The following is a 1,326-nucleotide window of genomic DNA, read 5'->3' on the forward strand; positions in this document are numbered from 1 at the left end:
GTATTTGCCTGATGGCTGGATCTCCAGTTCCGCCGTCGTATCACCTTCGGTGATACGACGGCGGAACTGGAGATCCAGCCATCAGGCAAATACAAGCCSGTCAGCCGTTTYGCTTSCTTCGTCAACGTSCCGGAACTGATYGCMATGTTCCGSWSYTTCGCCGACGTGGTGATGCCKGRSGATCTCCGCGMMTACGTSAAGGTGCCYRATATCTCGACSGGCCGCCGGCAGATCCTGACGGCCAAGCCKACACAGGCCTTCAAGAATTRCCAGACGATCCTCGATGCCCGTATCAAGGCGATCGAGATGCGCGAGGGACCGGCGCAGCCCGGCGACGACATCCTGCTCTCCGTCATMACCGACGGTCGCCATGCCGCCATAGATCTCCGCCTGGTCGACGCGGACAATGACAACGAACCGGACAACAAGCTCAACATGCTGGTCCAGAACGCTTTCCGCATCTGGCAGGAGACCGCGCAAAGCACGTATCTCCGCCMCGACGGCAAGCCTTTCGATCTGCCGGGTGCGGCGCAGATGATCTTTTCGGATCTCGGCACCATCAATGTCGAGAAAAGCAGGGGCTTTTCCGCCTACCGCTGGATCAGKGACGAGCTCGTCCGCATGGGCGTTCCGGCATCCGAGATCGCTTTCATGCAGGACTACAAGAAGTCGGAGGCGAAGCAGCGCCTGTTCGCCGACGTCCGTGCCGGCAAGATCCGCTTCCTGATMGGCTCGTCGGACACAATGGGTACCGGCGTCAATGCGCAGCTCCGTCTCAAGGCKCTGCATCATCTCKACGTCCCCTGGCTGCCTTCGCAGATCGAGCAGCGCGAGGGCCGGATCGTGCGTCAGGGCAATCAGCATGACGAGGTCGATATCTTCGCCTATGCCACCCAAGGTTCGCTAGATGCCTCGATGTGGCAAAACAACGAACGCAAGGCTCGCTTTATCGCGGCCGCTTTGTCCGGCGACACCTCGATCCGCCGGCTGGAGGATCTCGGTGAAGGGGCGGCCAATCAGTTCGGCATGGCCAAGGCGATTKCGAGTGGCGACGAACGCCTGATGCAGAAGGCAGGGCTGGAAGCCGATATCGCTCGCCTCGAACGGCTGCKCGCCGCCCATGACGACGACCAATATGCCGTGCGCCGGCAGATTCGTKACGCCGAACGCGATATCGAGATCTCGAAGCGGCGGATTGCGGAAATCKGCAAGGACATCGGGCGCCTCATTCCGACCGCGGCCGAAGCCTTTGCCATGACTGTCGTCGGCGAGGCTTTCAACGAACGGAAAGCCGCCGGTCGCGCCTTGATGAGGGAAATTCTCACT

Annotated in this window: 1 pseudogene; it reads left to right on the top strand. The window is 60.8% G+C overall.

The features are described 5' to 3' along the window. Positions 1 to 42 precede the first annotated feature (42 nt). A pseudogene (locus QD357_RS32315) lies at positions 43 to 1,326 on the top strand (helicase-related protein); the annotation flags it as partial.

The sequence above is a fragment of the Rhizobium sp. BR 317 genome (assembly GCF_047445835.1).
GTDB classification, from domain to species: Bacteria; Pseudomonadota; Alphaproteobacteria; order Rhizobiales; family Rhizobiaceae; genus Rhizobium; species Rhizobium paranaense.